This is a genomic window from Ureibacillus thermosphaericus (assembly GCF_002370195.2).
Classification (GTDB): Bacteria; Bacillota; Bacilli; order Bacillales_A; family Planococcaceae; genus Ureibacillus; species Ureibacillus thermosphaericus.
In genome coordinates, this window is sequence record NZ_AP018335.1 from 1,801,386 (window position 1) to 1,827,361 (window position 25,976).

The 25,976-nt window shown below is 36.8% G+C and carries 24 protein-coding genes; 18 read left to right on the forward strand and 6 right to left on the reverse strand.

Annotated features, from left to right (window positions below; all coding sequences use genetic code 11):
* Positions 1–128: 128 nt before the first annotated feature.
* The 8 genes from mutS (at position 129) to UtA1_RS08685 (ending at position 9,412) form a co-directional block, all read left to right on the forward strand.
* Positions 129–2,708: a DNA mismatch repair protein MutS gene (gene mutS / locus UtA1_RS08650; RefSeq protein WP_096550715.1), complete on the forward strand. Its 2,580-nt coding sequence runs from the start codon at positions 129–131 to the stop codon at positions 2,706–2,708.
* A gap of 12 nt (positions 2,709–2,720) precedes the next feature.
* On the forward strand, positions 2,721–4,595 hold the full coding sequence (gene mutL, locus UtA1_RS08655) for a DNA mismatch repair endonuclease MutL (protein WP_096550716.1): 1,875 nt from the start codon (positions 2,721–2,723) through the stop codon (positions 4,593–4,595).
* 36 nt (positions 4,596–4,631) lie between these two features.
* A complete protein-coding gene (locus tag UtA1_RS08660; RefSeq protein WP_096550717.1) occupies positions 4,632–6,299 on the forward strand; it encodes a glycerol-3-phosphate dehydrogenase/oxidase in 1,668 nt (555 codons plus the stop codon).
* On the forward strand, positions 6,262–7,182 hold the full coding sequence (locus tag UtA1_RS08665) for an alpha/beta fold hydrolase (protein ID WP_096550718.1): 921 nt from the start codon (positions 6,262–6,264) through the stop codon (positions 7,180–7,182). Before UtA1_RS08660 ends, UtA1_RS08665 begins: the two co-directional genes overlap by 38 nt.
* Complete coding sequence (miaA, locus tag UtA1_RS08670; RefSeq protein ID WP_096550719.1) at positions 7,166–8,092, forward strand: tRNA (adenosine(37)-N6)-dimethylallyltransferase MiaA; 927 nt, start codon at positions 7,166–7,168, stop codon at positions 8,090–8,092. The genes UtA1_RS08665 and miaA overlap by 17 nt, the downstream gene beginning before the upstream one ends.
* A 54-nt stretch (positions 8,093–8,146) precedes the next feature.
* Positions 8,147–8,371: an RNA chaperone Hfq gene (gene hfq, locus UtA1_RS08675; RefSeq protein WP_096550720.1), complete on the forward strand. Its 225-nt coding sequence runs from the start codon at positions 8,147–8,149 to the stop codon at positions 8,369–8,371.
* A gap of 466 nt (positions 8,372–8,837) precedes the next feature.
* Positions 8,838–8,981 (forward strand): hypothetical protein, encoded by a 144-nt coding sequence (locus UtA1_RS17135; RefSeq protein ID WP_172597780.1) that lies wholly within the window; start codon positions 8,838–8,840, stop codon positions 8,979–8,981.
* Between the two features lie 116 nt (positions 8,982–9,097).
* The gene (locus UtA1_RS08685; RefSeq protein WP_096550721.1) at positions 9,098–9,412 is read left to right on the forward strand and encodes a rhodanese-like domain-containing protein; all 315 of its coding nucleotides are present in this window, start codon (positions 9,098–9,100) and stop codon (positions 9,410–9,412) included.
* 101 nt (positions 9,413–9,513) lie between these two features.
* Here the strand turns inward: UtA1_RS08685 and UtA1_RS08690 are convergent, their stop codons facing one another.
* Together UtA1_RS08690 and UtA1_RS08695 are read right to left on the reverse strand one after the other, a co-directional pair.
* Entirely contained in the window at positions 9,514–10,626 is a 1,113-nt protein-coding gene (locus UtA1_RS08690; protein ID WP_096550722.1) for an RNA-guided endonuclease TnpB family protein, read from the reverse strand.
* Positions 10,627–10,947: 321 nt separating this feature from the next.
* Entirely contained in the window at positions 10,948–12,384 is a 1,437-nt protein-coding gene (locus UtA1_RS08695; RefSeq protein ID WP_096549911.1) for a DDE-type integrase/transposase/recombinase, read from the reverse strand.
* Between the two features lie 168 nt (positions 12,385–12,552).
* On the opposite strand from UtA1_RS08695, the gene UtA1_RS17140 reads away from it, so the two are divergent.
* The 9 genes from UtA1_RS17140 (at position 12,553) to glnA (ending at position 20,761) form a co-directional block, all read left to right on the forward strand.
* A complete protein-coding gene (locus tag UtA1_RS17140; protein WP_172597856.1) occupies positions 12,553–12,696 on the forward strand; it encodes a ribbon-helix-helix domain-containing protein in 144 nt (47 codons plus the stop codon).
* Between the two features lie 349 nt (positions 12,697–13,045).
* Positions 13,046–14,296 (forward strand): methionine gamma-lyase family protein, encoded by a 1,251-nt coding sequence (locus UtA1_RS08700; protein ID WP_016836845.1) that lies wholly within the window; start codon positions 13,046–13,048, stop codon positions 14,294–14,296.
* Positions 14,297–14,819: 523 nt separating this feature from the next.
* Entirely contained in the window at positions 14,820–15,500 is a 681-nt protein-coding gene (locus tag UtA1_RS08705) for an adenosylcobinamide amidohydrolase (RefSeq protein WP_096550723.1), read from the forward strand.
* Entirely contained in the window at positions 15,497–16,450 is a 954-nt protein-coding gene (gene cbiB, locus UtA1_RS08710) for an adenosylcobinamide-phosphate synthase CbiB (RefSeq protein WP_096550724.1), read from the forward strand. Before UtA1_RS08705 ends, cbiB begins: the two co-directional genes overlap by 4 nt.
* Positions 16,425–17,501: a pyridoxal phosphate-dependent aminotransferase gene (locus UtA1_RS08715; protein WP_016836848.1), complete on the forward strand. Its 1,077-nt coding sequence runs from the start codon at positions 16,425–16,427 to the stop codon at positions 17,499–17,501. The genes cbiB and UtA1_RS08715 overlap by 26 nt, the downstream gene beginning before the upstream one ends.
* Entirely contained in the window at positions 17,491–18,093 is a 603-nt protein-coding gene (locus UtA1_RS08720; protein WP_016836849.1) for a histidine phosphatase family protein, read from the forward strand. The genes UtA1_RS08715 and UtA1_RS08720 overlap by 11 nt, the downstream gene beginning before the upstream one ends.
* A 62-nt stretch (positions 18,094–18,155) precedes the next feature.
* Positions 18,156–18,773 carry a Bax inhibitor-1/YccA family protein gene (locus UtA1_RS08725; protein WP_096550725.1) on the forward strand — a complete coding sequence of 206 codons (618 nt, stop codon included), beginning with the start codon at positions 18,156–18,158 and terminating at the stop codon, positions 18,771–18,773.
* 205 nt (positions 18,774–18,978) lie between these two features.
* Complete coding sequence (locus UtA1_RS08730) at positions 18,979–19,383, forward strand: MerR family transcriptional regulator (protein ID WP_016836852.1); 405 nt, start codon at positions 18,979–18,981, stop codon at positions 19,381–19,383.
* A gap of 43 nt (positions 19,384–19,426) precedes the next feature.
* On the forward strand, positions 19,427–20,761 hold the full coding sequence (gene glnA, locus UtA1_RS08735) for a type I glutamate--ammonia ligase (protein ID WP_096550726.1): 1,335 nt from the start codon (positions 19,427–19,429) through the stop codon (positions 20,759–20,761).
* Between the two features lie 56 nt (positions 20,762–20,817).
* Here the strand turns inward: glnA and UtA1_RS08740 are convergent, their stop codons facing one another.
* The 4 genes from UtA1_RS08740 to UtA1_RS08755 form a co-directional block, all read right to left on the reverse strand.
* Positions 20,818–22,443 carry a DUF7305 domain-containing protein gene (locus UtA1_RS08740; protein WP_096550727.1) on the reverse strand — a complete coding sequence of 542 codons (1,626 nt, stop codon included), beginning with the start codon at positions 22,441–22,443 and terminating at the stop codon, positions 20,818–20,820.
* The gene (locus tag UtA1_RS08745; protein WP_096550728.1) at positions 22,443–22,889 is read right to left on the reverse strand and encodes a PilW family protein; all 447 of its coding nucleotides are present in this window, start codon (positions 22,887–22,889) and stop codon (positions 22,443–22,445) included. Before UtA1_RS08745 ends, UtA1_RS08740 begins: the two co-directional genes overlap by 1 nt.
* Positions 22,890–22,906: 17 nt before the next feature.
* Positions 22,907–23,386, reverse strand: coding sequence for a hypothetical protein (locus tag UtA1_RS08750; RefSeq protein ID WP_096550729.1), 480 nt, complete (start codon positions 23,384–23,386; stop codon positions 22,907–22,909).
* 308 nt (positions 23,387–23,694) lie between these two features.
* Complete coding sequence (locus UtA1_RS08755) at positions 23,695–24,150, reverse strand: hypothetical protein (protein WP_096550730.1); 456 nt, start codon at positions 24,148–24,150, stop codon at positions 23,695–23,697.
* A 491-nt stretch (positions 24,151–24,641) separates the two neighbouring features.
* Between UtA1_RS08755 and UtA1_RS08760 the strand changes: the two genes are divergently transcribed.
* A complete protein-coding gene (locus UtA1_RS08760) occupies positions 24,642–25,976 on the forward strand; it encodes a VanW family protein (protein WP_096550731.1) in 1,335 nt (444 codons plus the stop codon).

The following is a 25,976-nucleotide window of genomic DNA, read 5'->3' on the forward strand; positions in this document are numbered from 1 at the left end:
TCCATTGAGAGCACCATCAATAGAATAATAAGATGGTGCTCCCAATATTAAAAAGCATGTTTTCTTGGTTATCGCTATAATTTTCGTCATGTTATAATAGCTTAGAGAATTTTAAGTGAGGTAATAACATGACTACATATACACCAATGATGCAACAATATTTATCCATTAAAGCAGATTACGAAGATGCTTTTCTCTTTTTTAGATTAGGTGACTTTTACGAATTGTTTTTTGAAGATGCACTGAAAGCGTCTCAAATACTTGAAATCACTTTAACAGGACGTGATGCGGGTGGAGATGAACGAGTACCGATGTGCGGTGTACCATATCACTCCGCCCAAAGCTACATTGAAACATTAGTATCAAAGGGTTATAAAGTAGCCATTTGCGAACAAGTGGAAGACCCAAAACAAGCAAAAGGTGTAGTGAAGCGTGAAGTCATTCAACTCATTACACCAGGTACGATGATTGAAGGAAAAACAATTGACAATAAATCAAACATTTTCATCGGATGTGCTGAGCGAATTAGTGATCATGAATTTGCATTTGCCTATTTGGATGTTTCCACTGGCGAAGCGAAGTCTTTCATCATTGAAGGCGGCGTAAAGGGGCTTTTTCAACAATTACAAGCCTATAATATTCGAGAACTTGTAGTGACAGATGAATTAAAAATTCTCTTACAAGAACAAGCGGCAAATCTCGGCATTGTTTTATCTATTGAAAATGAAGAGATGCACGATGAAAAAGCTAACAACTATTTACTCCATCTCCCGAAAAAGTGTTTCGGTGTGGCTAAATATTTACTTCAATATATTGAACGTACTCAAATGCGCTCCTTATCTCACATTCAACCTTTTACATATACCGAAACGAAACAATATTTACAAATCGATGCCAATTCAAAACGCAACTTAGAACTCCTGCAATCCATTCGTGGAAAGGATCAAAAGGGAACTTTGCTTTGGCTTTTAGACGAGACGGTAACGGCAATGGGCGGAAGAAAGTTAAAACAATGGCTCCACCAACCTCTCGCGAACCGAGCACAAATAGAAGAAAGACTAAACACCGTGACCGATTTACTGGATGAATTTTTCTTGCGTGATGAATTAAGGGAACTGCTAAAAAGCGTCTATGATTTGGAGCGCCTTTCAGGACGAGTTGCATTTGGCAATGTAGGTGGTCGAGATTTAGCGCAACTTCGTGAATCATTAAGACAAGTCCCAACCATTAAAGAAAAACTTCTCGAAAGCAATAAAGAAACGTTAATAAACCTTGCGAGTAAAATGGACGCTTGTGAGGATATTGAGCAATTGCTTTCAAGAGCTATTACGGATCATCCGCCAGTTGCCATTAAAGAGGGGGATGTGATCCGAGAAGGCTACAATCAAAAACTAGATGAATTGCGCTATATTGCCCGAAACGGGAAGGATTGGATTGCTCAGCTTGAGCAAAAAGAAAGGGAGCTAACAGGCATCAAAAATTTAAAAATTGGCTTTAACCGAATTTTTGGTTACTACATTGAAGTAACAAAATCGAACTTATCGAATGTAGATTTATCTCGCTATCATCGAAAACAAACACTAGCCAATGCAGAGCGCTTTATTACGGAAGAATTAAAAGAAAAAGAGACCCAAATCTTGAATGCGGAAGAACAAAGCTTAGCTCTTGAGTACGAACTATTCGTTGAATTAAGAGAACAGTTAAAAGCATATATTCCCCGTGTACAACAACTCGCTTCAATTATTAGCGAATTGGACGTGTACGTAAGCTTTGCAGTTGTTTCTGAAAAATACCAATTTACAAAGCCTACTTTCCATGAAGGCAAAGGCTTAAAAATCATTGGCGGAAGACACCCGGTTGTTGAAAAAATGTTAAATAAACAAGGCTATGTACCAAATGATTGCGTGTTAACAGAAGAAAAAAATATGATGCTGATTACCGGACCGAATATGTCTGGGAAAAGTACATATATGCGTCAAGTAGCGTTGATTGTCATAATGGCGCAAATGGGGTGTTATGTACCATGTGATGAAGCGGAATTGCCGATTACCGATCAAATTTTTACCCGCATAGGAGCCGCTGACGACTTAGCTTCTGGCCAATCCACTTTCATGGTGGAAATGCTGGAAAGTCAGCATGCCATTACGAATGCAACGGAAAAAAGTTTGTTATTATTTGATGAAATTGGACGAGGTACATCAACCTATGATGGGATGGCCCTTGCTCAAGCCATGATGGAATATATCCACGACCACATCGGTGCAAATACGCTATTTTCCACCCATTATCATGAACTAACTGCTTTAGAAGAGGTACTTGAACGGCTTCAAAATGTTCATGTGAGTGCGGTTGAGAAAAATGGCAATGTGGTGTTCTTGCATAAAGTGAAAAAAGGAGCAGCAGATAAAAGTTACGGTGTTCATGTGGCGAAACTAGCAAATATGCCGGAGAAGATTATTGAAAGGGCAAGAATTTTGCTTGAGGAATTTGAATCACAACAAATAGACAACTCAGCCCCTCAAATTGAGGAAGAGGTTCATCAACTATCATTGTTTGAAGAAGATGTAGAGCCTAAACAAGAAAAGAAATCGCTGAAATCTCATGAGCAAGAAGTTTTAAAACGATTAGAAAAAGTAAATATCGTATCGATGACACCGATGGAAGCAATGAATTTTTTGTACGAATTGCAACAATCACTAAAACAATAAGGAGGGATACGCATGGGTAAGATTCAACTGATGGATGAATGGCTATCCAACAAAATAGCAGCGGGGGAAGTTGTTGAAAGACCTTCATCGGTTGTGAAAGAACTTGTTGAAAATGCCATTGATGCAGGAAGTTCATCCATTGAAGTTTTCCTTGAGGAAGCGGGCTTAACTTCTATTCAAGTTATTGATAACGGAAGCGGCATGGATGAGACTGATGCGATGTTATGTTTTTATCGCCATGCGACATCCAAAATCTCGAAAGAGCAAGATTTATTTCGCATCCGCACCCTTGGATTCCGGGGGGAAGCTCTTGCATCTATCGCTGCTGTTTCGAAACTTCAATTAAAAACTTCTGATGGGGAATCGGGAATTGAATTAGAACTTGAAGGTGGAAATATTGTATCGAAAAAGCCGGGGCCACTAAGAAAAGGGACAGAAATTACCGTGTCCCAACTATTTTTTAATACACCAGCTCGGCTAAAGTATTTAAAAACAATTCAAACAGAGCTCGGGCACTCCATCGATTTAATGAATCGTTTAGCCCTTGCGTATCCAAATATCGCATTTAAGCTTGTTCATAATGGAGGAACACTCCTTCAAACAAATGGTCGTGGAAATGTGCAACAAGTACTTGCAGCGATTTACGGAATGCAAAATGCAAAAAAGATGATAGCTTTCAGTGGAGAAAATAGAGACTATTCCATTCACGGATATGCTTCTTTGCCTGAAATTACACGCGCGTCTAAAAACTATATCTCCATTTTCGTCAATGGCCGATGGGTGAAACATTACTTAGTCCAAAAATCAATCGTTGATGCTTATCACACTTTTTTGCCGATCGAACGCTTTCCAATCGTTGCATTGTACATCGAAGGCGATCCATATTTGACTGATGTCAATGTGCATCCTACGAAATTACAAATTCGTTTAAGTAAAGAAGAAGAGTTGCTGCCGTTGATTGAACAAACGATTCGCCATGCGATTCGTGAACGTATGAATGTCCCATTAGCTCAAAAAAAAGAGAAAATCATTCGACCAATTTCTGAGCAAATGAATATTTGGAAACAACCTACGATTAATGAATCAAAAATCAAGACAATTGTCGAACGTCTAGCCGATGAATCGGCCATTATAAATGAAAGTCCTGCTATGGATGAAATAGAAATAGAGTCACCCCCAACAGAATTAGTGAACCAATGGGAGAATACAACTAGCCATCAGGAAACAGATGAGGGTGATGAAACAACTATGGAAAAGGCTGAGGCAGTTGTTGAAGAGCCCATCGTCGCTAAACATACAGAACCATTTCCGGAGCTAGAAGTGGTTGGGCAAATTCACGGAACTTATATCGTTGCACAAATGGAAGATGGCTTTTATTTAATCGATCAACACGCTGCACAAGAACGAATAAAATATGAATATTTTAAAGAAAAGGTGGGGGAAGTGGATCCGAATGAGCGGCAAGCATTATTGCTGCCTTTAACGTTCCACTACAGCCAGGATGAGGCATTCATCTTAAAAGAAAATCGACAAGCGTTAGAAGAAGTAGGGGTATTTCTCGAAGAGTTTGGTTCATCTTCTTTTGTTGTTCGTGAACATCCAACTTGGTTCCCAAAAGGTTTTGAACAAGAAATCATCGAAGAATTAATTGAACAAGTATTAAAAACTCGAAAAACGGATGTAAAAAAATTAAGAGAAGAAGCAGCCATCATGATGAGCTGTAAACGTTCCATTAAAGCGAACTATTATTTAACGAAAGAACAAATGGTGGCGCTTATTAACGACCTGCGTAAAGCGGAAAATCCGTTTACTTGCCCTCATGGACGTCCGGTGATGATTCATTTCTCCACTTATGAAATTGAAAAAATGTTTAAACGGGTTATGTAAAAGGAAGTAGCAAAAACTTAATAAAGGAGTGTTCGGATGTTTTCATTTCAAAATCGTTCCAACATGTTGCAACTGTTAAATAACTATTCGTTTGATGTGTTGGTTATTGGCGGTGGAATTACTGGTGCAGGTATTGCGTTGGATGCTGCATCAAGAGGTCTTTCCGTGGCGTTAGTGGATATGCAAGATTTCGCAGCAGGCACTTCCAGCCGTTCAACGAAGCTGATTCACGGAGGACTTCGCTATTTAAAACAATTGGAGTTTGCTCTTGTAGCGGAAGTAGGGAGAGAAAGAGAAATTGTTTATAGAAATAGCATCCATGTTACAACTCCTGAAAAAATGCTACTTCCTATTTACAAAAATGGTTCTTTAGGGAAACTATCCACATCCATTGGCTTAAAAATCTATGATTCATTAGCACAAGTACGCAAATCAGAACGACGAAAAATGCTTTCAAAGAAAGAGACACTTCAACTCATACCGTTTTTGAAGAAGGACGGCTTGCGCGGAGCTGGTTATTACGTGGAGTATAAAACAGACGATGCAAGACTGACCATCGAGGCAATTAAGAAAGCGGTAGAATATAAAACGATTTGCTTAAATTACGCAAGAGTAACGGAATTTGTTTATGAGAAAAATCGAATTGTTGCAGCAAAAGTACGTGATGAAATAACTGGGAAAAGAATAACAATCCATGCCACCCAAATTGTCAATGCTACAGGGCCTTGGGTAGATGAACTTTTATCTAAAGATGTTCAACATAATAAAAAAGGAAAGGTATTAAAATTAACAAAGGGAATTCATATTGTAATAGACAAGTCCGCACTTCCTTTAGAGCAGGCGATATATTTCGATACAGAAGATGGTCGAATGGTGTTTGCCATCCCGAGAAATCAAAAAATATACGTCGGAACAACAGATACGTTTTATCATGAAGACCTTGTTCATCCGGTTGCAACAAAAGAAGAAGTGGAATATTTGTTGAATGCTCTGCGTTCCGTATTTCCATCCCTATCTTTAGATAAAAAAGATGTAGAGTCTACCTGGGCTGGTATTCGGCCTCTCATTTTTGAAAAAGAAGAGAATCCGTCTGAGATTTCAAGAAAGGATGAAATTTGGACTTCAAAAAGCGGATTAATGACTATCGCAGGGGGAAAGCTCACTGGGTATCGTCTAATGTCGGAACAAATTGTTGATAAAATCGTGAAGAAACATCGTTTTCGTCATGCGACAAAATGCAAAACAAAAACTTTATCGCTTTCTGGTGCTGAGGGTCTTCACTCTAACAATTTTGAGGCATTTGTAAATCACAAGGCAATGGAAGGGACAAAGGTTGGACTGCCTTTCGAAGAAGCAAAGATGCTTGCCCGCATGTATGGAAGGAATGTCGAACGGGTATTTACTTTACTAGAATCACAAGAACCGACTGATAAACTTCCAAAAACGTTGTTTGCTCAGTTGCTTTATAGCATTTATTATGAAATGGCATACACACCAGCTGATTTTTTCATCCGCAGAACAGGCCTCATGTATTTTGATCTTGCACTCGTGGAACGAACAAAAGATGTGGTCATTGACATAATGAGTAAAAGGCTTGGCTATTCTGAAAATGAAAAATTATTTTATTCCATGCAGTTAAATCAATTTATTCAAGATGCGAAGGGTGATGGCGGTGAAAAATGCACGATGGATCACGATGAGTGACGGAGTACAAATCTACACAAGAATTTATGAACAAGAACAGCCAATCGGAAACTTTTATATTCTTCACGGCATGGGAGAACATGGAGATCGCTACGATGAATTTGCCCGTATACTGTGTCAGAATGGATATCGAGTGGTTGTACATGACCACCGAGGGCACGGGAAAACGGGTGAAGCGAGCGGAAAGTTTGGCTATTTTTGTGACGAAGATGGTTTTGAGCGAGTTGTGCAAGATGTGTATGAAGTCATGAATGAAACGATGAATGATGAGCTTGAGTGTATTTTATTTGGCCACAGCATGGGTTCCTTTATTGCCCGCCGATTTATTCAACTTCATTCAAGTCTCGTCCATCAATGTATTTTATGTGGAACGGGCTCAACAACAGCTTTGCATTATGTAGGGAATGTCCTTGCCAAATTTCTTGCTCGTTATCAAGGAAAAGAGATGGAAAGTAAATGGATGAATGAATTAACTTTCACAAGCTTCAACAAACAATTTGAAAACGCTAAAACCCCATTTGATTGGTTAAGCAGTAATATAAAAGAAGTGGAAAATTATTTGGAAGATCCTTATTGCGGATTCATCCCAACCCATCAATTTTTTAAAGATTTAACAGAAGGGCTGCTGTTAATTCATCAAAAAGATGAAAATAAAAAAATACGAAAAGACTTGCCTGTTCTTTTAGTTAGCGGCAGTGTAGATCCGGTTGGGAACAATGGTAAAGGGGTGTTTAAAGTCGCAAAAGAATTAACAGATGCAGGCCTTCAGCATGTTGCGGTTTATTTGTTTGAAGGCATGCGACATGAAATATTAAATGAACAAAATAAAGAAGTAGTATATCAAGTCCTATTACGGTGGTTAAAAAATGGAAAAACAAATTGATGTAGTAGCAATCGTTGGCCCTACCGCTTCTGGAAAAACGGCATTGAGCATCAAAATGGCGAAAGCTTTTGACGGTGAAATCATTAACGGCGATTCAATGCAAGTTTATAAAGGTCTTAATATTGGGACTGCAAAAATCCGAGAAGAAGAAATGGAAGGCATCCCTCATTATCTATTAAGCTTCAAAGAACCGACTGAAAGCTTTTCCGTAGCGGAATATCAACGATTAGTAAGAGAAAAAATAGAGGAAATTCAAAGTAGAAGAAAACTGCCAATTATCGTTGGCGGAACAGGTTTATATATTCAGGCTGTATTATACGATTTTCAATTTACGGAAGAAAAAGTCAACGAAGAAGCGCGCAAGAAATATTACGAGGAATTCGCATTAGTAGGGCCAAAAGCAATGCATGAGAAACTTGCAGCACTAGATTCGGAAACGGCAAAAACAATTCATCCGAACAACACACGCCGCGTCATTCGGGCATTGGAATTAATTGAACTGCATGGCGTTTCTAAACAATCGGAGGAACTGAATCGAGGTAATGTTCCATTGTACAACCATTTAATTATTGGTATGAATATCGACCGGGAAGAATTGTATAGAAGAATCAACGAACGGGTCGATTTAATGATGGAACAAGGGTTGCTTGAAGAAGTCCGAAGCTTGTGGAAGAAAAATATCCGCGGTGTACAATCCATAAAAGCAATTGGTTACAAAGAGTTATATGACTATTTGGATGGCCATATTTCCTTAGAAGAAGCGGTGGAACAAATTAAGCAAAATTCCCGTCGATATGCAAAAAGACAGTTAACCTATTTTCGAAACAAAATGGATGTGCAATGGATAGGAAATGATTGGGAAAGTATTTTAAAAATGTCTAAATTTTTTTATAATAAAGAAGGAAAATAATCCATTTGCATCGAATAATTTACACTAGAGAAAAAAATAGATGAGGTGTGCGGTGTGAAATCAATGAATTTACAAGATGCTTTCTTAAACAATTTGCGTAAAAGCAATACATTTGTAACTGTCTTTTTATTAAATGGTTTCCAATTAAAGGGAACTGTTAAGTCTTATGACAACTTTACGGTGTTAATTGAATCGGAAGGTAAACAACATTTAATTTATAAACATGCCATTTCAACATTTTCACCATCCAAAAATGTTTCCCTTCAATCAGAAGAGTAAACGCATGAAAATCGGCAGTATTCTACTCGCCGATTTTTATTTTGGTGCGCCCGGCATGTACATGAACTATAGGGTGTAAGTCCCGAACCCCGAAGACAGAAGTAGAGGTTAGCCAAGAGCAAGGGTGTCCGTGGTGACGCGGAATCTGAAGGAAGCTGGAGGCAAAACACCGGTCCGAGGAACACGAACCTCATATAAGGCTAGGTATGATTGAGTGAGTTTGCCAAACAAAACAAAGCTCTTTCTGTCGAAGGTCATATCGAGTAGATGAGGCGGATAGATGGTGTGAAAGTGCATGTACTTACCCGGGGAGGTCTGGCGGATAGGTGAAGTACTCTTCATAACCTACTTAGCGATAAGTAGCTGAACCGTCAGAAGTCAGCAGAGGTCATAGTATTAGTTGGTCTAGAACAACTGAGAAGGACCGAACAATTAAGAGAGAATAGCCCTTGGCATTCAGTGAGTCATGATGAACACAGAAAACGTAGTACCTCACTTGAGGAAGGAAGCGGTGAATCCCGTGGGAGACCTCTTGGAGGGTGGAGTGACCACTGGCATAAGAAGACAAGCTATTCACGGAAGTTATGAAAACTTGCGTCAATTATCTTAATTGAACCGCCGTATACGGAACCGTACGTACGGTGGTGTGAGAGGACGGGAGCTAATCACTCCCTCCTACTCGATTGGATTATAATATTTGGCAGATGAAAGTTTGGAGGTATTCGTATGAAAACAATGACAACGGAAGAATTGATTAATTTATTGGATGCAAATGAGGACTTAAATATTATTGATGTACGCGAAGATTTTGAAGTGGCAAACGGAATGATTCCAGGTGCTGTTCATATTCCTTTAGGATCTATTCCTGAACGCATGAAGGAATTAGATCCTACAAAAGAATATATTATTGTATGCCGTTCGGGTGTTCGCAGTGCTAATGCTTGCCAATTTTTAGAATCAAATGGGTATAATGTGACAAATTTAGAAGGCGGCATGGAAGCGTACGATGGAGAATTAGAGTGTGAACTACCCGCCACTTAGTTAACCTTCCGGTCTACTTGAAGTGGGGGCTTCTCGGGTAATCCCATCTATTGACGGGAAATTGACCGAGCTATCCCTCTCGTTCCGAAAGTTATTATTTTTTATGCTAACAAGCGTAACCCTTCATTTTTGATATTGATTGCTGAATTGTGATCACGATCTAATACAATGCCACAAGAACATTTATATACACGTTCAGATAATGGCATTTCTTTTTCCTTGCCACAACAAGAACATTTCTTAGTAGAAGGAAACCACTTATCAATTTTCACAAGTTGTTTCCCTTGTTCTTTCAGCTTATATTCTAAGAAAGTAGTGAACATACCCCAGCCGTTATCATGAACGTTTTTTCCAAAGTTGAGGGCTTGAGACATTCCTTTCATGTCTAAGTCCTCAATAATCACAGCGTCATAGATTATCGTTAATTCTTTTGACTTATGATGAAGAAAGTTTCTACGCTGATTCGCTATCTTTTCGTGTAGCTTAGCTACTTTCAGACGTTGCTTTTCCCATCGTGTAGAACCTTTCTTTCTTCGAGAAAGAATTCGTTGTGCTTTTGCTAATTTGTCTAACGTTTGTCGATAATAACGTGGGTAATTGGCTTTCTTACCCTGTTCACTTTCGACATATAGACCATCCATTGCAAAATCCAAACCGACAACTTTCTGGATTTTCACTGGATGAATATTTTTCTCGTATTCTGTCAAAATCGAAATATAGTATTTGCCTGTCTTTGTTTTAGAAATAGTACAAGATTTGATTTTATACTCAGCGGGGATTTCTCTATGTTGCTTCATTTTAATCGGCTTTTTGAACTTTGGTAATTTGATATGACTATCTTCAATCTTAATATTTCCATTGACCATATTGGTTGTATAGGATTGCTTGTGTTTTTTACTTTTGAATTTAGGGAACTCCGCACGACCTTCAAAAAAGTTCTTATAAGCATTTTGTAAATGGATCTGTGCGTTTGCTAAAGCTAAAGAATCCACTTCTTTTAAGAATGGAAATTCATCTTTGTACTTTGCTGGTGTCGGAAACTTTTGCTTTTTAAGAGTTTCCTTATCATCTTTGAATTTTTCATACGTTTCTTTGCGTTCAGCTAACATCTTATTATAGACAAAGCGAACACAACCAAAAGTTTTTGACAATAACTCTTCCTGTTCTTTATTTGGATATAAGCGGAACTTGAAGGCTTTGTTTTGCTTGGTCATATCAAATCACCTCACTTTATACGGAAAAATATCGTATATATTGATTATATCGTAAAAAAACCGTACAATCAAGGTAGTGTCAAAAGTTCTATGAAAACTCAGTATTGGAAGGATGTGTTCTAACGAAAATAGAGAAAATGCCGCCGCAATCGCTCTTGACAAACACGTCAATGGTTTGATTTCGAACCAACAAGGGTGAAGGGAACAAAAAGAAGGCACACCAAAGAAGCCCTTGCCAATTCCCATTTTAAACCATTGACTGGTTCGGTTTGTCAAGAGTTCGCTTCGCCGATGCTGGTAAGGGCTCTGCTAAACAAAAAGTTAGGCAGTTTGCTCTACTAGCCATTGTTGAGCTAAACCAATCAGTTTTGTCCAACGTGCAGGCATATTCGGCAGTTCTTTTAGTTCTGGAATGACTACAGGCACTTTGCCTTCCAGGGCTGAATGTGGCCGCAAGAAGTTAAAATAAGCCACAAACAAAGTCACATAAGAAACGGATCCGTGATCGGATCCAAATCCGTGTGTCGATCTGTAATTACCCTTAAATGTTCGATTCAGTCTTTCAATAATTTGTTTTAGCGGTCTGTATTCCGTTGAAACCGGGTCTTCGTTGGTTAGTCCAATGACCTGCTTCACATCAAACGTAATACCGTGCTGGGCAAAAAAGTGTTGTGCTAAAAGGTAAATCGGATTGCCATCTACGACAAAGGTGAGGTCTTCAGGAATCTCTTTCATCTTCCATAAGACCTCATCAATCGCGCGAATGGCTGATACTGTATCACGATTTGGAGAAACAGGGTAGGACAGAATAATTTTCTTTACCGCATCAAAAAAGAAAAAAAGATAATGCCAACGGCCATTCACCTTAATGTATGTTTCGTCTCCGCAGAATTGATCAGAAAGCTCGTAAGGATAATGATCCACATAAGGTTTGAGCAGAAGTGCTACGCTGTTTTCGTAATTCAATATACTCTGGTGAGAGATGGGTACACCATGAACATCCTTCATCAGTGCAGCTGTTTTCCGAGCCGATAAGCCATAGTTTACATGGTAGGTTAAAATGAGCCCCAATGTGTGCGGTGACACATGAAGCCTGGACAAATCCACTTTTGGCTTCTTAGGTGAATGTTTGGCTAACGGCTGATAATCAATTTGAAACTGACGGAATATGTATCGAACTTTAAAAGACTGAGGATCCTTTTCGAACTGCTTTTTCTCTTTTTTAGACATTCCTCGCAGTTTCTTTTTGTAATACGGACAGTCATTGTTTTTGCACTTAAATACGAGAAAATCTTTTCTTTCCTTGATCTTCTCGAGTGTTTTCGAACAGTGTGGACATTTTAGTACAGCCTCCTTGGCATATTGATTCTTTTTATTAAACAGACACGCACACACCTTGCATTGATACTGTCCTTTACCTCCGTTATTGGCATAAAGATAATCTGACGGAGCACCACACCTTGGACATTTCATGGATGAAGGTACTTTACCTTTTGAATTGGAGCGTCTCTGAACAGGTTTGAGAGGTTTCCCGTTCTTCTCCAAATATTCTTTGAGAAGAATTTGATAATCAAGCTTTTGTAGAGTTTCAATGATTGGCAGCTCATCCACCTGGAGTTTTTGATAAGGCTTATTGACAGGCTTTTCAGTTGGCTTATCAAACATGTTTTTTCCAATCAGAAGGGTAAGTAATGTTCGAATCATTTGATCTTGGTACTTGATATATTCAAGCAAATAGGTTAATAATTGAGGTAACAACTTGTCACTTCCTTCATTAGGGATTTTTGAGTGTGTGGTTACCTCATAAATACCCTAATTTTAAGGGGGTGGCAAGTTTTTTGTTTATAAAACCTTATATATCAATAAATCATCTAGATTTTATCTATAAATTTTTGACAATACGACAATCAATTATGAGGTGATAATATGAAAAATGTTGAAAAAGAGCGTGTAGAAATACGTATGCCCAAAACAATTATCAAGAAATTAGATCAATACCAAAAAGAGAATGGCCTCTCTACAAGAACAGCGACTATTCTTGAATTATTGAGAAAAGGCTTAGAAAAATAGCTTTGGCTAAAGCCAACCGAAATTCATCTCCCACCTACTCATTGGTGCTATTCGCACCTTCACATTCCTTGAGGATGGGAGACTTCTTTCGGAAAGCCGTTAAATAATGAATTATTCGGTGGAGTTCTTGAGAGGACTCCCCTTTTTTATTGAGCGAGTTGATAACTCCAGGAATTTTGTCCAGTGCAGCATGTATTTGAGGAAAAGGCGAAAGTATTTAAATAAATTCAAGTGTTTAGGTTGTCTATTTCCAGCAATACAGTTGACTCCTTTCAACGAACTGATAAGATGGTAAAGGATAAAAATAAAAGAAATTCCTTCAAAAGCAAAAAAGACAGGAGTATCACAAATGTTCGTATCTAACTTAAAACCTGAAATTGTAGAACTTGCAAAAAAAATCGAAGTAAAAGTAAAGCCTTACCATGAAAGAGTGGATGAAACAGCTTTTTTCAATCAACAAAAGGTATTAGCTGCTTTTCGTAAACATCAAGTAAGCGATTTTCATCTTAATCCATCAACAGGGTATGGATATGATGATGAGGGACGAGATAATTTAGAACGAGTTTATGCGGAAGTGTTCGGTGCAGAAAGTGCCCTTGTTCGAAGTCAAATTATCTCTGGAACTCATGCGATTACGTTAAGTTTATTTGGTGTGCTACGACCTGGAGATGAATTAATCTATATCACAGGGAAACCTTACGATACCCTCCAATCGATTGTTGATGGTGGTGAAAAAGATACAGGTTCTTTAAAAGATTTCGATATTCAGTATCGACATATTGATTTAATTAATGATCGTGAAATTGATTGGGAAGGTGTTCGACAAGCCATCAATGAAAAGACGAAAATGGTTGCAATCCAGCGCTCAAAAGGTTATGCAATCAGACCTTCCTTTACAATTGATCAAATACGTGAAATGTGTGAAAAAATAAGAGAAATCAAACAAGACGTCGTAATCTTTGTTGACAATTGCTACGGTGAGTTTGTAGAAAGATTAGAGCCGACAGAAGTTGGGGCTGATTTAATGGCAGGTTCACTTATCAAAAATCCAGGAGGAGGACTTGCCAAAACAGGTGGATACATCGCTGGTAGAGCTGATTTAGTTGAGAAATGCGCTTATCGTATGACGAGCCCTGGCATTGGTGGAGAAGCTGGCGCATCTTTAAATACGCTAATCGATTTTTATCAAGGCTTTTTCTTAGCACCTCATATTGTGGCGCAAAGTTTGAAAGGAGCAATCTTTACATCTGCCATATTAGAGGAAGTTGGAATGAAGACAACTCCTCATTATACGGAATACCGCACGGATTTAATACAATCCGTATCGTTCCAAACTTCGGAGCAGATGATTGCCTTTTGTCAAGAAATCCAAGCAGCCTCTCCAATTAATGCCCATTATGCACCTGTTCCGTCATACATGCCTGGATACGAAGATGATGTCATCATGGCGGCAGGCACTTTCGTTCAAGGTTCAAGTATTGAACTAACAGCAGATGGTCCAATACGACCGCCGTATACTGCATATGTACAGGGTGGCTTAACATACGAGCATGTAAAATATGCGGTTTGCAGCGCAGTTCAAAAATTAAAGTCTATTTAAAGCAGTTCATTAAGAGCTGCTTTTTCTCGTTTTATTGAAAAATCTACTACGTTAGCAGGTTACTAGTAACGTGAACTACTCCCACTTAGCTTTGCTTGAAGTGGGAGCTTCTCAGTTCCGCGACGAAAGCCACCTTTCGTCTCCCTGAGCGTGACTTCGGGTCGTCCCAACCCTAGATATCCGACATTTCTACCTTGGCTATTTTACAAGTGGAAGGAATCTGCTTGGTTCTCGCCTATTCATTTGTCCACTCAACCACCATATAGCCACTTATCAAGAAACATATGATACATTCAGTTTATCATAAGATTTGGCTATCGCCAACCGACATTCATCTCCCACCTACTCATTGGGCTATCGCCCTTCACATTCCTTGAGGATGGGAGACTTCTGTCGGAAAAAGTTAAATGGAAACACCTGAACATTCAGTCATAAGTTTTTCTTAACCTGCTGTATTGTTTGTTCACTTAAACTTCGATTTGTGTTAACTTACTTAATAGAGTAGTCAAAAAGAGGGAATAGAATGATAACACTTGAATGTATCAAAAACTATGGAGAATTTATTGCAATTGAAGCGAATGAACCCCTGCGCACGTTTAGTTCAGCTATGCACAATCCTGGTTATGGTCATTATCAATATTTTATTAATCGTACTGTTGATAAAACCTACTTTCCTCAGGATGCCCATGAAGAAATGAAACAATTTCTTCTATCCAAAGGCTTTCCACTTGATAAAACCGTAGCGATGATGACGGCTGTCGATATGAAATTTGCCTTTTCACGTTTTTACGAGGAGGGTGAAACTTCCATCGTTTTACTTGTTACTGCTGGATTGAGTAATGCGGTGGATGTTACAAAATCTCATGCATATTCTTATAAACCAGCAAATGGCACAATCAATATCTTTATTTTCATAAACGGTTATTTAACGGATGAGGCATTAATTCAAGCATTATGTTGCGCTATTGAAGTGAAAACAAAAGTGCTCGCGGAACGAAACATTATCGATTCCAATTCCGGCACGATTGCGACAGGTACTTCTACTGATAGCGTATGCATTGCCTCCACTCAAAAAGGGGAATTTCATGAATATGGAGGGTCCATTACAAAACTTGGTTCGTTTGTTGGAAAAGCCTTATATGAAACGTTAACAATGGCCGTTGATGAATATATTGCTTATACGAAAGGAATATCGAAAACATGACGGTTGTTGCAGTGATTGTAGGACAATTGCTAGATGCTTTTATCGGTGACCCTCCAAAATTTCCCCATCCTGTTCGGTGGATCGGTTCATTCATCAGATTCCTTACCAATCGTTTCAATAAAGGATCTTACTGCTTTCTTAAAGGAATGATTACCGGTATTCTCGTTGTATCTGTTGTAGCTATTACAACTTTTCTTATAGTGTATTTAGCTTATAAAATTCATGTAATAGTAGGCATACTCATTGAAGGGGTATTGATTGGGATTGGACTAGCCCAAAAAAGTTTAAAAGAAGCAGCAATGGAAGTATATAATGCGTTAATTGCAGGAGATTTAAATGAAGCTAGAAAAAAACTATCGTGGATTGTGGGGCGCGATACCGAACATTTAGAGGAATCGGAAATTGTGCGCGGTGTTGTAGAAACAGTCTCTGAAAATACAAGTGATGGGGTAACAGCACCACTATTTTACGCTTGTCTTTTTGGAGCAACTGGATTATGGGCTTATAAAGCAATTAACACGTTAGATTCCATGATTGGTTATAAAAATGAAAAATATATTGAGTTTGGAAAATTTAGTGCAAAGTTGGATGACGTGGCTAACTTTATTCCAAGTCGATTAACAGGTTTGATTATTTTATTGTTCACGAAAAATAAAACCCATCGCTCGTTAACTGAACGGATTCGTTTATGGAGGATAGATGCAAAAAAACATCCTAGTCCTAATAGCGGTTATTTAGAAGCTGCTACCAGCTATCAACTTGGAATTAGACTAGGAGGCTACAACTCTTACCAAGGTGTACAATCCTTTAGAGCTTATATGGGAAAAGCGGATGTGCCGTTAGAGGTAAACCATATTAAAGAAGCAATTCGCCATATGTTTATCGTTTCAGCACTATTTACGATTATCATGGGAGGTGGCGTCGTTGCAATTACCGTCGCATGGGGCTAATTACAAAACACTTTATCAACGTTTTCAGATTCCAATTCCTGAAAAAGTATATGATTTAAGTGAAAATGTGAATGCATTTGGCTTTCCTCAGAAAGTGAAAGATGCTTGGCCCCAATTCATTCACCATATTTCCACCTATCCGCATCCAGAAGCAGAACCGTTAAGAACAATGCTAGCAAAGAAACTAAATGTTCAACGAGAAAACCTTATCATTGGAAACGGCGCGGCAGAATTATTAACCTTTTTTGCTGGAAGATTTACTAATCGACAAGTAATCATCGTTCATCCAACCTTTTCTGAATATAAATCGACGTTGGAAGCGCAAGGAGCCAAAATCATTGAATATGTGGCTCATGAAATTACGACATACAAACTTCCAATGAATCAAATCAAAAAGAGCATGCATGATGCTTCTTGCCTCTACTTATGTAATCCGAATAATCCAACGGGTTCCCTTATTTCAAAGGATATAATTGAAGAACTCTTGATTTACGGAAGAGAAGTAGGTTGTGAGCTGTTAGTTGATGAGGCCTTTATGGATTGGACCGATGAATCTGAATCTGTTATCTCCCTAATAAAACAATATTCTAATCTTTCGGTTATGAGATCGATGACGAAAATGTACGGTATTGCTGGCATTCGATTAGGATATTTAGTTTCAAGCGAAAATGTTATCAATCAGTTGAGAGAAAAGCTTCCTCATTGGCACGTAAATGCTTTGGCAATCGAAATCGGCAGATTGTGTTTAGAAGATGATAAATTTCGAAAAGAAAGCATTGAAAATCACCAATCATTAAAAAGAAATCTAGAAAACTATTTGCACAAACAACAATGCATCATAACGAAAAGCGTTGCGAACTTTTTATGCTTTCAATTGAAAGAATCGCAAAAAACAAGAGATTTTTATTTTTATTGCCTTCGTAATGGAGTTGTCTTAAGACATACAGAAAATTTTGTTGGTATGGATGGCAAATGGCTTCGAATTGGAATTAAAAGCGAAAAAGCAATCGAAAAATTTCAGCAAGTTATGGATGAATGGTATGGAAAATAAATTAGAACTTTATATCGTGCGCCATGGAGAAACAGAATGGAATAAAGAAGGGCGGCTGCAAGGGTGGCTCGATTCAAATTTAACGAAAATGGGCATTGAGCAAGTCATGCGTTTAAAAGGGCAACTTCAAGACATTTCATTTGATGCGGCTTTTTCTAGTCCTTCAAAAAGAGCCTATGACACTGCCGAAATATTAGTAGGTCATTATTTAACGATTGAAAAAGATGCTAGATTGCAAGAAATTCATTTAGGTAGTTGGCAAGGAAAGCGGATTGCAGAAATTCAAAATGATGATGCAGAAAGATACGAGGAATATTGCTGTTATCCAGAACGATACACCCCTGATACCGGGGAAAGTTTCCAACAAGTTATTCAACGAATGGACGAGTTTGTTCAATTTTGTGCAAGAAAATTGAGCTCGGGGAAAATTCTTGTTGTATCCCATGGTGTAGCCATTCGCGCCCTAATATTATCGATTTTGCGATTACCAATTCAACATATATGGGACTTTGAAATTGAAGGAGCAAGTGTCACAAAAATTATCGTGACAAAGGAAAATCGAATGATTGAATATACCGGAAAGGTCTTTTAGTTTGAATATACAACTCCAATGAAAAATATATTGAACTAAATAAGATAAACGGAGTTGTTTACATGTACGCCCATCATTTAAGACTTGTATTACAACATTTTGCTTTAATGTGGGGTTTAACGGCCATTGGTTTATTGATTGGAATGTTATTGCCATCCTCAATTGTTTTGGCCATTGCAATTATGAATATTATCTTGTTAATTGTCGTCGTTTTTGTACGCAATGTATATTTAGCGGGTGGAATTTTATATGCTGTTCCATTTTTAACAGGTATTATGTTCTTTTGGTTAGGTCAGTTTTTTATAGAGGCATTAGGAGCAGCATTTTTGCTTTCCGTATTTTTCGGAACGGTAATTCTATTTATTATACTTGCGTTAGTGGGATTAAATATACCACGGGATCTTTCTAGCTGGGGAATGTATTTAGTGGCAATTTTACTTATTGTTATTATATTTTCCCTTATTTATTTCTTTATCTCAGTTAGCAGTACAGTACATATATTGATTGCAGCTTTAATCGTATTGGTATTTGCTCTTTTCACTGTGTATGATTTTAATTTAATTCGGAATCATTATGTAAAAGAAGATGAAGTTGTAAAGATGGCTTTGAGTTTATATTTAGTTTTTATCAATTTATTTATCCATTTATTAGAATTGATTTACCGATTGAAAAAAGGATAATGATAAAGGAAAAAACTGTGGAAAATGACAATCAATTTTTCCACAGTCTTTTTGTTTTGCGTCAAAATAAAAAATAAACAATTTTTCTTAGGATAAATGGCAATTTATCTCGAATATACAATAAATTACTGATGTTAGGTTTTCTAACATGACATTGACAAATAAAATGACGGGTAGTAAAATTTCCTCATTGGGGAGGAGTGACATGTCAAATCAAAAGAAACGGACGAGTGAAATTCGAAAATCTATGCCTTTATTGCCAATTGGTACGGTAATTCAATTAACGGATCTTACGGCGCGCCAAATTCGTTATTATGAAGAACATGATTTAATTCGTCCACATCGTACAGAAGGCAATCAACGAATGTTTTCGTTAAATGATGTTGATCAACTGCTAGAAATTAAAGATTTACTTGAACAAGGCTTAAACATTGCGGGAATCAAAAAAGTCTTTGAAATGAAAAAAGAGGAAAATGAGCATAATAAAATCGGAAAAGAACTATCAGAAGATAAAATCCGCAGCATTTTGCGGGAAGAAATGAAGATTGCTCAATCCCGTTTGCAAAAACCTTCCTTGCGTTATGGAGACGTTAATAGGCTCTATCAATAACAATCGTCAAAGCAAAGCTAACATAATTAGGAGAGTGGATTTTTTGAGTCGTTATACAAAAGAAGATATCTATCGTTTAGTAGAAGAAAAGGAAGTAAAATTCATCCGACTACAATTTACAGATATTTTAGGAACAATCAAAAACGTGGAAATTCCTGTAAGCCAATTGGATAAGGCATTGAACAATAAAATGATGTTCGACGGATCTTCCATTGAAGGATTTGTGCGAATTGAAGAATCTGATATGTATTTATATCCGGATTTAGATACATTCATGGTATTCCCTTGGACAACTGGGAAAGGAAAGGTAGCTCGTTTTATTTGTGATATTTACACTGCTGATGGCGAACCATTCTTAGGTGACCCTCGCACAAACTTGAAACGAATTATTAAAGAAATGCAAGAAATGGGCTTTACCGATTTCAATCTAGGGCCTGAACCAGAGTTCTTCTTATTTAAATTGGATGAAAACGGCGAACCTACTTTAGAAGTTAACGACCATGGTGGATATTTTGATTTAGCTCCAACTGACCTTGGAGAAAACTGCCGCCGCGATATTGTATTAGAGTTAGAAGAGATGGGCTTCGAAGTGGAAGCGTCTCACCATGAAGTGGCGCCGGGACAACATGAAATCGACTTCAAATACGCGGATGTTATTACAGCTTGCGACAATATTCAAACTTTCAAATTAGTGGTGAAAACCATTGCCCGCAAACATGGTTTACATGCAACGTTTATGCCGAAGCCATTATTCGGTGAAGCAGGGTCAGGTATGCACTGCAACGTTTCTTTATTCAAAGGAAAAGAGAATGCATTCTATGATCCATCAACAGAACTTGGATTATCCGAAACGGCGATGCAATTTATGGCTGGTGTATTAAAACACGTACAAAGCTTTACGGCCATTACAAATCCAACAGTGAACTCTTACAAGCGTTTAGTACCTGGGTTTGAAGCCCCTGTATATGTCGCTTGGTCTGCACAAAATCGCTCTCCATTAATTCGTGTACCAGCTTCTCGCGGAGTGTCAACACGTATTGAAGTGCGTTCTGTTGATCCATCAGCGAATCCATATTTAGCAATGACAGTTATTTTAGCGGCTGGTCTTGACGGAATTAAAAATAAATTAACGCCGCCAGCACCAATTAACCGAAACATTTATATCATGACAGAAGAAGAGCGCCGTGAAAACGGAATTGAAAACTTGCCTGCACAATTGGACGATGCGCTACGCTTGTTGGAACAAGATGAAGTGGTGAAAAACGCACTTGGACCACATATTTACCAAAACTTTAAAGAAGCGAAGGAAATCGAATTCGAAATGTATCGCTCCACAGTTCACCCGTGGGAGAGAGAGCATTATTTGAAGATGTACTAAGGTATAATGAAAGCGTAGAAAACTTTCTGAAATGGAGAGTTTCTACGCTTTCTTTTTTATTTTTCAATTTCAATTAATGGTTGTTCAATAAATGGATCACTTAAGTCAGTATCAAGATTATATTCTAAATCTGCTGGAGGATTTGGTGTTGGTGGAACAGCTGGATTTGGAACGATAGGTTCACCATATTTTATACTTGTTCCTCCGTTAGCGTCGATAGAATTTGCAATAACTGTGCCGGTTACGTTACCGCCTCCGGATAAGGATAAAGTTGCTTTTGGAGCGACTATCCATTGACCTCTTGTTGGTACTCCTCCTGATATACTAATCATTGAACCGCCGCTATAAATATTGCCATAAAAAGCAAAACCACCAGATAAGGATAAATTGCTTTGTTTTACATACAAGGATCCGTTTACTTTTGCTCCACCAGAGAAGGAGAGAGGGGCAGTGCCATTATAAAATATATTAAAAGAAGCAGGGTTGCCATTTAAATTTAATTGACAAGATCCTCCGATAGAAGAAATTTTTTTCGCATAAATATTTAATGTTCCTGATCCTATAATGTTGATATGACCTTGTGAAATGTTTAAATCATCAACGAGTAAATTAATATCCTTATTACCAATATCAATTGTAATTGTATTACTACCAGTTATGTTAATAGATTTAAGTCTTGTGTCGTTATTCAATGTTAATGTAAAGTTATCTGCTAAATAAGAAGTAGCATTTAAATGCCCATCTTTTATGACCCAATGTTTATTGTATGGACTTCTCACAATTTCATAATCCTCTGGTAGAGGGAAATATTCTCCTTCTTGAAAAATCTTATCTGGAAATTCAGGTAAATAATAATCTAATTTTGAAGGGGAATTTTGTAAAAATTCAGGGAGTGATGTAAATTTTTCTTTAATGCCATACATCCAATTTGGATATTTTAGATTCAATTCATCAGCTGCTGCAATACTTCCAGTAATGGTTGAACCTCCGTTTAAAGAAATATCGCCTTGTATAGATCCTGCATTACCATGGATGGTTGCTCCACCGCTCAATTCTATATCTCTTTTTGTAAACACTGTAAAATTCTCTAAAGGGAGAACGTTTTCTTCATTTTTATTTTCGCGTCCATCTCCGTTCGATTGATCATTTCCACCTTCTTTAGGTTGAATATTGACATTAATATTTAAATACAATTCTTGAGTAACTGTGCGTGATTGCGCTGGATACTCTTCAAAAAAACCTGTTGATGTAATGGTGATAATTGGCTGTTGATTTAAATGTATCGACACTTCTGTTTCTGCTTTAGGTTTTTTGGAGAACTGTTCTTCCAAATAATAAGTAGAACCACATTTACCACCAGTATATTTTTTACAAAAATCATCTACTAATTTTTCGTAATATAAATTTTGTAAGTCTTTTTTATCGATATTTGGATCCAAATTTTCGAAAGAGGCTTTAATATCTCCGTCCAGTTCTTTTAACACTTTCAATACATTTGATTTTTCAAGGTTTACACCTGCCTCGGCAATGTAAAATAATGCTTGATTTTCTCTTTCGTGGATAGTTGTTTTATTTGCATTTGACGTGATGGTTAATAGGGATATTCCGATAACAGAAGCTAACATAAGAACCAAAATGGTCAGAAATAATGCGTAGCCTTGGTGATTTTTAATGAACTTCATCACGATCCCCCTCTTCTAAAATTAATGGTCGTTCGATATTCTTTGCCATTAATTTCAAAAAATATGGTTGCTTCTTTTCCTTCATTATCAGTTGAGATTAAAAAGCTTTCTATATTTTTTCCTACTACTGTAACATCGTTGTTTTCATCTGTTCGTAACAATTCAGCGTTTGACGTGTATTCGTATTGATAGAGTAGTTTTTCTTTATTGTATAGATAATATTTATTCGCATTAATTTCAATTCTATAACTCTTTCTCATGTCTTTCGTGATTTGTTTCAAAATATATGCACCGCTTTGAATTTGTTGTACTTCTTTTCCTTGTTCAGAATGTTGTGAAATAGAAGAGTTCATAATAGAAAAGATAAATGTGAAAATAATCGATAAAATGATGATAACAGCTAGAACTTCCACCAAAGTCAAGCCTTGTTGATTATGCTTAGACATTCTGATAATCCCACCGCCTAATTTGTCACCTTTAACATATAAACATTTTCTAAAATAGCTTTTGTGCTATTTGTATTCACGTCAATCAACTCTATCCGAAAAGATACGCTATTCTCATATTGACAAAGAGTTTTTATATGAATTTCTCCTTTGAAATTAGGATATTGAGAATCTATTTTTTCGAACACATAATCAGAATAATCTTGATTATTATTTGGGCATTTTTTTAGACTTTCTGATTGCAACGTATAATTACTGTCAGACTTCAGTTTTAATATTAGATTATTAAAGTTTTCACCATTCGATAATGAATATAAATTTTCCATTTCCATTTGCGCTATATATGTTGCGTCTGCGATAGACTCGGATATACGATTTATTTTTTTGGATTGTACTAAGAAAGTGAAAAAAGCAATTAGAATAATGGAAAGGATAATGATTGAAGCAACTACTTCTAATAATGAAAGGCCCAGTTCATTTCGTAAGATTTTTTTCATTTACTCCTCCTAAAGAACAAAATTAACCTCACTTAAAATAGATTTATGTATAACCTGATGAATAAAGAGCGCTATATAAACTATCGAGGTTGATTTTTTTATTTACAGTCTAAAACGGGAACAAAATACTATTTATACTTCATTATACATTTTTATGAAATTTTAATGGGTATTATTTATTATAAAAATATTGACATTTGATGAATATAAAATGAAAGTTTTATAATTCCTTATAAATAAAGTTACCGTAGAAAAAAGGAGCGAATTGAATAACATAATGTTATCATCATTCGCTCCGATTATTAGAATTATTTTCCTTCCGTTTCCCATTTCAAAACATTTTCTTTTTCAACAATAAGTGCCCCGTTTTCTTTATCAAAAACCGATACATACACTCTTGTCAGATTTTCGTATTCTGCATGCGGTTTCATTTTTAAAATAACGTAAAATTCATCTTCTTCTTTATATTCTTTTTCAAAGGTGAAGATGGCATATTCTCCTTCCTTTGGTTCGCGATAGCCGATTGATTGGATTGCTTCGAATCGCTTTTCAAATGGATATTGTTCCGCAACAGCATAGGCTTTATTAAGTTCCGCTTCTGCCACCCTTGTAGCCTCAGCTACCACTTCTTCAGAAAATTCGATATTTTGATCTTTAATTGTAAAATAAATCATTGCACCGCCTGAAATAAGGAAAAGTACACAAATCGTGATTGCTGTAACAACTAGCGATTTACCGCCTCTTTGGTTGAATAGATATTTCACTATAAGCACCTACTTATCATGTAGAATGAATTCTAATTTCAATGTAATGAAAAACGTTGAAAATTGCTATAGAAGATAGAGAATTGTGCTTTCATTGTCACAATATATTGATGTTTTGATTTATCTTGCTTACAAAACATTATGGAATCGTAACATATTGTTTATGTAACAAAAATGAAACATTTTTTACAAATCTTATATACATATAACAAAGGTAATCAAAAATATAATTATAGTAGAAGGGAACTATTATTTCTCAGGAATGGATATATATTATAAAATAAAAAATTTCCAGTAAAATGGATGATTTTTAGTCTATAAATTTATTGTACAAAAAAATTTAAAGATAATAGGTATAAAGAATCGTGCTAAAAATTGTAAATTAATGTATCCTATTTTATATGAATTTGATTAGGGTATTTTTTACTACGAGATATAGTAAATTATGATTAATATTGCTACAAAAAGTGTTGTGTAATGAGGTGGATACGTTGAAATATTTACAATCTCACAAAGCATTCACCTTCATCCTAGTGATTATTGCAATGATTTGTATATTGATTCCGATGCAAACTTCATTAAAAGCTTTTGCGGACGGAAAACAAACAAACGGTTCTACGATTGGAGGAGTTAGCGTTTCTGGTCTAAAAGATGATGAAATAAAAGAAGTACTAGAAAGTGCAATTGTTGAATGGAAATCAGAACCGATTATCATACAGGGTGGCGGTGCGGAACTTTCAATTGATCCGCAAGAAATACAATTTGATATAGAACGGTCGATACAAAATTATCGAGATTTAACAGACAAGCCTTTTTTTCTATTTTGGACATCTGATAAGGTCGTTCATATACCAATTCACATTTCAGATAGTGAAGTTGTAAAAAATCGAATTTCAAACATTTCCGTTTGGGATACAGAAGAAACATACAATCAAGTTGTTATGCAAGCTTCTTATTTAAAATCCCATGAAGTTGAGGCAACAGTCACAGATACGACGCAACTTGAAAATGAAAGAATCGCATTATCTATTGAACAAATTCCAACTGAGGCAAGAGGCGTACAAGTATTAGCGGAATCGTTGAACGATTACATATTAAAACCAAACGAACCATTCTCTCTATTAACCTATTTCGAGAATCTAACAGATGCGGCAAATATGGAAGGATTCAATTTCTTTGGCTCGCTGATTTACAATACCGTATTACAAGGGGAAGTTGATATTTTAGAGAGACATTCTCAAAAAGAAATTTCTACTTATTTGCAACCAGGAATGGACGTATATGTAGATGCATTTTTCGAAAAAGATTTGCAATTTGTCAATGTTTCTGAACATCCTTATCTATTTAAATCAACAGTCGAAGGTGACCAATTAAAAGTAGCGTTACATTCTACAGTAAAAGATGCAACTATTCACATTTCTGTTCATCAACAGACTATTGATCCTCGAATCATTAACCGCTATTCTAATGATTTACCAATGGGAACAACAAAGCTCATTCAAGAAGGAAAACAAGGGCTTCGAGTAACGGTTACGAGAACAATTTCGAAAAATGGGGACGAAAGAATACAAGAGATTAGTAGAGATTATTATCCTCCAAAAAATCGAATTGTTTTGAATTCAGCAAGACAACCAGTTTCTGAAGGCAGCGGCGTGATGGAAGAACAAGGTAATCAAGCAGGCTTTAATCTTGTGGAGAATGTGGATTTAGATGGTGATGGATTACCGGATTATGACGACCGTTACGAAGTCAAAAATCATCATTTCGAGGATGGGTTGCCTCCTGGAAGTTACTATGATAAAGGCGGAAATTTAGTAACTCCATAG

Excerpts from the sequence above, each read along its gene's own strand:
- UtA1_RS08745 (WP_096550728.1), bottom strand. The coding sequence starts at position 22,889 with ATGTCTAAGCATAATCAACAAGGCTTGACTTTGGTGGAAGTTCTAGCT.
- UtA1_RS08685 (WP_096550721.1), top strand. The coding sequence starts at position 9,098 with ATGAAAACAATGACAACGGAAGAATTGATTAATTTATTGGATGCAAAT.
- UtA1_RS08690 (WP_096550722.1), bottom strand. The coding sequence starts at position 10,626 with ATGACCAAGCAAAACAAAGCCTTCAAGTTCCGCTTATATCCAAATAAA.
- UtA1_RS08705 (WP_096550723.1), top strand. The coding sequence starts at position 14,820 with ATGATAACACTTGAATGTATCAAAAACTATGGAGAATTTATTGCAATT.
- UtA1_RS08720 (WP_016836849.1), top strand. The coding sequence starts at position 17,491 with ATGGAAAATAAATTAGAACTTTATATCGTGCGCCATGGAGAAACAGAA.
- UtA1_RS08700 (WP_016836845.1), top strand. The coding sequence starts at position 13,046 with ATGTTCGTATCTAACTTAAAACCTGAAATTGTAGAACTTGCAAAAAAA.
- cbiB (WP_096550724.1), top strand. The coding sequence starts at position 15,497 with ATGACGGTTGTTGCAGTGATTGTAGGACAATTGCTAGATGCTTTTATC.
- UtA1_RS08725 (WP_096550725.1), top strand. The coding sequence starts at position 18,156 with ATGTACGCCCATCATTTAAGACTTGTATTACAACATTTTGCTTTAATG.
- mutL (WP_096550716.1), top strand. The coding sequence starts at position 2,721 with ATGGGTAAGATTCAACTGATGGATGAATGGCTATCCAACAAAATAGCA.
- UtA1_RS08665 (WP_096550718.1), top strand. The coding sequence starts at position 6,262 with ATGGCGGTGAAAAATGCACGATGGATCACGATGAGTGACGGAGTACAA.
- miaA (WP_096550719.1), top strand. The coding sequence starts at position 7,166 with ATGGAAAAACAAATTGATGTAGTAGCAATCGTTGGCCCTACCGCTTCT.
- UtA1_RS08730 (WP_016836852.1), top strand. The coding sequence starts at position 18,979 with ATGTCAAATCAAAAGAAACGGACGAGTGAAATTCGAAAATCTATGCCT.
- UtA1_RS08750 (WP_096550729.1), bottom strand. The coding sequence starts at position 23,386 with ATGAAAAAAATCTTACGAAATGAACTGGGCCTTTCATTATTAGAAGTA.
- mutS (WP_096550715.1), top strand. The coding sequence starts at position 129 with ATGACTACATATACACCAATGATGCAACAATATTTATCCATTAAAGCA.
- UtA1_RS17135 (WP_172597780.1), top strand. The coding sequence starts at position 8,838 with ATGATGAACACAGAAAACGTAGTACCTCACTTGAGGAAGGAAGCGGTG.
- UtA1_RS08660 (WP_096550717.1), top strand. The coding sequence starts at position 4,632 with ATGTTTTCATTTCAAAATCGTTCCAACATGTTGCAACTGTTAAATAAC.
- UtA1_RS17140 (WP_172597856.1), top strand. The coding sequence starts at position 12,553 with ATGAAAAATGTTGAAAAAGAGCGTGTAGAAATACGTATGCCCAAAACA.
- UtA1_RS08740 (WP_096550727.1), bottom strand. The coding sequence starts at position 22,443 with ATGAAGTTCATTAAAAATCACCAAGGCTACGCATTATTTCTGACCATT.